This window comes from Rhodopirellula maiorica SM1, from assembly GCF_000346295.1.
Classification (GTDB): domain Bacteria; phylum Planctomycetota; class Planctomycetia; order Pirellulales; family Pirellulaceae; genus Novipirellula; species Novipirellula maiorica.
The window spans coordinates 1-5,848 of sequence record NZ_ANOG01000106.1 but is presented as its reverse complement, the minus strand read 5'-3'; the positions used below and the strand labels follow the sequence as shown (position 1 = coordinate 5,848).

Genomic DNA, 5,848 nt, shown 5'->3' with positions numbered 1-5,848 from the left:
TAAGACACTGTAGGATGGCTTCCGTCAGCATCACGCAGCAAAACAGCGCGAATAGCTTCTCTTTAGTCTTGCCAAAAAAGACGAGAAAACCACCTATAATGGCGGACTGAGAGAGAACGGGGCTGACAAAATTAGAGCTTCCGCCCGACGGAAGCGGAAGGTTTTCAAGCCGCCCATGGTGGTAGGAACCTGCGTTGAAGAAGTAGACCTCGCACGCAATGAACGTGCCGCCGATCAGTAACGTGTAGCTAAGAATCTGAAAGTCCTTGAGATCACGGACTGAGATGATCATCAGTAGAAGTAACACCACCTGTTTCCACATCAGATCGAGCCACTTCCAGCTTTCCTCGGGATCGGAGTTCGATGAGAAGACGAGATGCACAAAGGTAGCGTTGATGGCGTAAGCAACCAGCAACAGCATTACACGTGACTGCGCCTTGGTTAGTTGGTTAATGTGAAATCCGCTGACTCCGACACCTGCCAAGAAAATTAGAGATGACAATAGGCTCCATCTTTCCCCGACGGCGGCCAAGGGTCCGCCCCACCACCAGAGCACCGGACTGGCAAAAAAAGTCATCAAATAAAGTGGGATGCCCCAAGCAGGACGTGAAAGCGTCCGCATGGCAAAGTACAGATACAGTAGCAACCAGATGACGGCGTGAGCGCTCACCGAAACTCCTCAATTGCGTCAACCGGCGAATCGATACCTGCGGTCCGCAAATAGGCTTCACCATACGATCGAATCATGGTCGGTAGTGAGTATTTTTCGGAAACCCTTTCGATCCCCTTCTGGGCGAAATGTTGCCTCCGTTCAGGGCTTTCAATCAGGATCTTCAGCGATTGTGTCAATTCGTCCTTTGCGTTTGGCGAAACTAGCACCCCCGCTCGTCCATCGTCCAAGACCTCCATGGCAGCAGCAACTCGAGTTGCGATGACGGGAACCCCTGACGCCATCGCTTCTAAAATGGAATTCGACATTCCTTCGTTGTGAGACGATGACGATACCAGCACGTCGATCGCTCGCAGCAACGCATCTACCTGATCAATGATTCCCAAAAAATGGACGCGATCAGAAATGTTCAAATCAACCGCCATTTTGACCAGCTCGTCTTTCAATGGCCCGTCGCCGGCCAGCACCAGACGAACGTTCAATCCAAGACGATGAAGTTTCGCAATTGAATCAAAAACTACTTTGTGATTCTTAAATGGAACGAAGCGAGCAACCATTCCAACCGCCACGCCATCCTTGGGAATTCCAAATTGTCCACGCAGCCGGTGACCATTCCCATCACGTGGAAAGAAGCGTTTCGTATCGACACCATTTGGGATTGGGGTGATCCGCCCGCGATCAAATCCGATCTCCTCTGTCATCCGGTCCGCTAATGCGCTGGAGACGGCTAACACTTGGTCACTCATGCCCCAACCGATTCGCTGTGCAATCACCTGCCGTCGGCGATTCATCAGTTTTCCATGCTCACCGTGAATCCAGCAGGGTACACGGGCCACGGTATTTGCCAATAGACCTTCGAGCAGCGTGGGCCAACTGTGCGTGTGCAGCACATCCACCTTTCGTCGACGGATTTCGCGGGCAAGGCGAATGGGAACCGTCGGGTCATTGCCAAATCGTCGCTGCACGTTGAACAGTTCGACGCGGTCCGGTGCGAGTCGTCGTTCCATCGGCCCTCCCGCCTCAAAGGTGCATACCGATGAACGGAATTGCGTTTGCGGCAACCGATTGCAGATGTTCACAACGCCGTTCTCCATGCCTCCCGAGGCGAGACTGTAGACGACATGCATCACGTGCAAAGTCTTTGGGGAACTTTTCCGACTGGGACCGTCTACTGAATCGCGAGCGTTCATAGACGACCTAAAACTAGCTTGATTAGCGATTTGACAGCTTGCCGATTCGTAGGACGTTGGCGGATAGCGTAGAGCAAATCTTCCAGCGCCCCCCGGTAGCGACCGCTCTCACCAAGACAAATACCCCGCCGAGCGTACGCGGCCGACCAAATTTTTGATTCCAGGGAAGCATCAATCAGATCCTGATGTTCTCGAACGAACCGAGTAATCAACTGAAGAGCAGCTTCGGCGAACGCGAGTTTGTTCGACGTCATTTGATTCCCCCATTTTCGATGAGCTTCCAACGCCTTGGGCACGAAGTCGAACGGGAATTTCAACGATGCCCGAAGCCAGAAATCACGATCGCAGACGTACCGAATGTTCTCGTCAAACATTCCAACTTCCTTAAAAACCTCTCTTGCGACCACCGCGGCACTCGTCGGAACAAAATTCTGAATGAGCAGTCGTTCATAAAGACGATTACCACGAAATAAAGGCCACTGGCAGCCCAAAATGGGCTCACCTTTTTCATTGATCAGATCTCGATCTGAGAAGACGATTCCTGGTTTGATTTTTTGGTCGAAAAGCGGCATCTGCTTTTCAAGCTTGTCCGGATACCAAAGATCATCCGCGTCCACGAACGCGACGTAGGGTGCCGTTGAAATGCGAATTCCTTCGTTTCGAGCGCTGCCATCACCTCCGTTTTCCTTCCAGTGATAACGAACACGGGAGTCGGACAAGAAAGTCGAGACGCACCCTTGTGTGTCATCGGTGGAACCATCATCCACTACAATGACTTCCATGGATTTGTAGGTTTGCGCCAAGACAGAATCCAAAGTTTGCGGCAAGAATTCCGAAGCGTTGTACGCGGGAATCACAACGCTCACTAGAGGCTGATTGGGGTTCAATGGTCTATCACATTAGCGTCGCGTTGCGACTAAGGCATGTTCAATAGTTACGCGTAGATCGACACCGCCGTCATCCAAAGATGGCTTGGTTTCGTCCAGAGCGAATAACTTCAAGCTTGATCCCAAAGCATTTTCCATTCGGGAAAGTCACGGCCAAGCAAATCAGAAAGATCCTGCGTGTGCTGTTGCAAAATCGGACTGGCAAATCGAATTGCATCGTCTATCGGAACTGTTTTCCTTTCAACAGGTGCTCGTTCGGAAAGGCGTTCACCAAGGCCTCGAATCGGCGCAGGCACCCCCACCCGAACAGTCTCCCACAGCGGAGATTTTTTAAGTGCATAAAGCCAGCGAACGCGTCGGGTGACCAACGCGGGTGTTTCATGAACCTTGGCTCCGATGGAATCAGCAACAAATTCACTGTCAACGCCCAGCCACTCATAAAGCTGTTTCAACCAAAACTGAGGTAAAAGGCGAAATTCCTCAAGCGTGAAAACCTTTACGCTCGCCGAGCCAAAGCGATCCAAGTAGGGCTGAAGCTGAAGAGCGTAATTGCTGTAGGCGAGATATCGCTGATCTTCTTGAAACGCTTCCAACATCTCCCTTTTTTCTACCTCGCCGCTACGACGACCTTGGTAATGGTGCCAGTACTGGCTGATCGAACGCGCCAATGGATCCCGCATCAGGAAAATGAATTTTGCATCAGGAGCGAAGTTCTGGATCCGCTCGGGAACGCCCTGGTACGTCGGTAGCTTGGTGTAATGCGTACTTGACTCTCCCACCACTTGGGCATCGCCGGCCTCTTTGAACAGATCCAGATACCAAGTGAGCCCTCGCCCCAAATTGACCTCCTCTGCGAAATACGCAGGCTCCTTCAGACCTGACATAAAAATGTCCGGATGATCATTCAGGTAGCGATGTAGAGAACTTGTTCCAGACTTCATCGCTCCGATTAAGAATAAATTGGGTTTTCGGGATTTAGTCATTTCTGCCATTTTTGGGATTGCGAAAGAGTCTGACGCTCGTAGGCACAGGTGGCGTGTTTGGATCCGGAATGTGATCGAGGAAGAATTTGATGGTCTTGTTAAGCGATTCGGCTTGCGAATAGTTCTTAATGACTCTGCTCCTTGCATTATCACCGAACTCAGTTCGCATACGGCTATCGGAAACAAGGAGTGAAAGTTTTGCGGCCAAGTCCTTAACATTACCTCGTTGGAAAGTGAACCCTTCCCGCCCATCCCGCACAACATGAGGCAGTTCGTTCACCGCCGAAACGATCGAAGGCAGGCTCGTCGACATTGCCTCAAGGAGCGCATAAGGCAGCCCCTCGTTATCCGATGTGACTGTAAAAACGTCTAGCTCACGTAACGCAGGCCTCACATCGTCTTGTTCCCCCTTGAATTCAACAAGGTTCGTCAGACCAAGCGAATGAACCAGTTCACGCAAGTTCTGTTCCTCTGGCCCCGCTCCGATCAAGTGCAACCTTGTGCGAGGATGCGATGATTGCAATAAGCCAAATGCTCGCACAAGTATGTCCAGACGCTTTTCAGAGGAAAGCCTTCCACAAGTCCCGATGATCACTCTCCCATCACATTCCGATTCACAATGATCAGAGAACTTAGGTTGGAAGTGTGCAGTGTCGACACCGTTGGGAATGCATTGGAAATGCGAGCTCGGAATGGAGAGATTTTCCGCGACCGTCTGAATGTTTTTCCTACTTACACTGACGCACTTATCAAAAAAACTAAGAAACGTCCTGCGTTCAATCAAAGCCCGGCGTGTGTACGAAAATGGTGCATATCGCATCATCGAAGTCGCGAGAGAATGTGTTTCATTGATGATGGATCCGTGCATCGTGAACAATCGAGCACATTCAAGTCGGTTCCAGTTCGGCATGCCAATAATCGCTTTACGCATATCAGCTGCATGGCAGTTAACATGCAGAATCTGCGGGTCACGTTGTTGAATAAGTTCGTCCAGCCATGCTCCGACATACTTTGGCGGACGTTCACATATCGGAGTGTCGTGTATGATGACCCCGTGGCGAGAAATCTTTGACCGGAACTCTTGAAGATTCGGATCTTTATTCAGTCCGAGCTCCACTTCGCACCCAGCGTGAGTGAGTGCCGGAATCAACGAGTCCAGATAGTGATTTGTACCTCCAACGCTTTCATGGCGTCGATCCAGGATCAATACTCTTGCGGGTTTCATCAGATCAACAAGAAAGTTCTGGGAGCAAATACGAAAAAGTTGTTTCCACAGTCACTGAGAACAAATTCGCTCCAGTTCCGTTGTCGTTTGATGAGCCACGCGATCCCAATTGTAAAATTGCTCGGCTTTCTTTCGTGCGTTTTTTCCAAGCCTCTCCCTTAAGTCTGGATCGTTTAGAAGTCGCATGATTGCATCTTCGATTTCGGATCGGTCCGGCCCCACCAAGATACCATCGACTTGGTCCACGAGCGTACGTGCAATTTCGCCTACATTGGATGCAATAATCGCTCGCCCCGCAGCCATGTACTCATAAAGTTTTAATGGCGAATTATAGAATCCGAATTCTCCAAAGGCCGACACATCGTAGATGCAGAGGCAGATGTCTGCGGCCGCGAGATGCCTGGACAACTCGTCGTGAGGAACCACGCCTAAATGCCGAATCTGTGGGTTCGATTCTGTAACGAGCTCTTTCCCTCCTCCGATGAATGTGAACTGAATAGTTGGGACTCGTCGGCACAGTTCGGAGGCGATCGACAGTATTTGCCGATGACCTTCCCAGGGGAACTTTCCACTGCCCATCCATAACACATTCACGCCAACGTGGCTCCTGTTGTCAGCACGTGAAGTCATCCAGTCCTTGAATTTGCCGCAATCGCCGCCGTTTGGAACATAAATCGCGTTCTCCAACCTCAGGGTTGTTTTTGCATACTGTTCGATCTCGCGAGAAACACAGAATCCGACGGATATCTCGGCACACTCGCGGGTTGCAATCGCCGTGCGTTTTGCACATTCGTCAATACCATATTCTCCCAGTATCACCCCTTCAGCCACAGGAGCATTGATCTCCCAAGCAACCGGAACCTTTCTGAACGTCCTAAAGTAGGCTAGCGAAC

6 protein-coding genes are annotated in these 5,848 nt (G+C 50.7%); all 6 read right to left on the bottom strand.

Going from position 1 to position 5,848, the window contains the following annotated elements; translation table 11 throughout:
* Positions 1-670 (bottom strand): hypothetical protein (locus tag RMSM_RS03115; protein ID WP_040763852.1); only part of this gene is annotated, 670 nt, incomplete at its 3' end.
* Positions 667-1,797, bottom strand: a complete 1,131-nt coding sequence (locus RMSM_RS03110; protein WP_008691426.1) for a glycosyltransferase — start codon at positions 1,795-1,797, stop codon at positions 667-669. The genes RMSM_RS03115 and RMSM_RS03110, both read right to left, overlap by 4 nt.
* A 59-nt stretch (positions 1,798-1,856) precedes the next feature.
* Complete coding sequence (locus RMSM_RS03105; RefSeq protein WP_236621980.1) at positions 1,857-2,717, bottom strand: glycosyltransferase family A protein; 861 nt, start codon at positions 2,715-2,717, stop codon at positions 1,857-1,859.
* Positions 2,718-2,857: 140 nt separating this feature from the next.
* Positions 2,858-3,730, bottom strand: a complete 873-nt coding sequence (locus RMSM_RS03100) for a sulfotransferase family protein (protein WP_040763849.1) — start codon at positions 3,728-3,730, stop codon at positions 2,858-2,860.
* Positions 3,723-4,955: a glycosyltransferase family 4 protein gene (locus RMSM_RS36330; protein ID WP_008691420.1), complete on the bottom strand. Its 1,233-nt coding sequence runs from the start codon at positions 4,953-4,955 to the stop codon at positions 3,723-3,725. Before RMSM_RS36330 ends, RMSM_RS03100 begins: the two co-directional genes overlap by 8 nt.
* A 51-nt stretch (positions 4,956-5,006) precedes the next feature.
* Positions 5,007-5,848 (bottom strand): glycosyltransferase (locus RMSM_RS03090; RefSeq protein ID WP_040763848.1); only part of this gene is annotated, 842 nt, incomplete at its 5' end.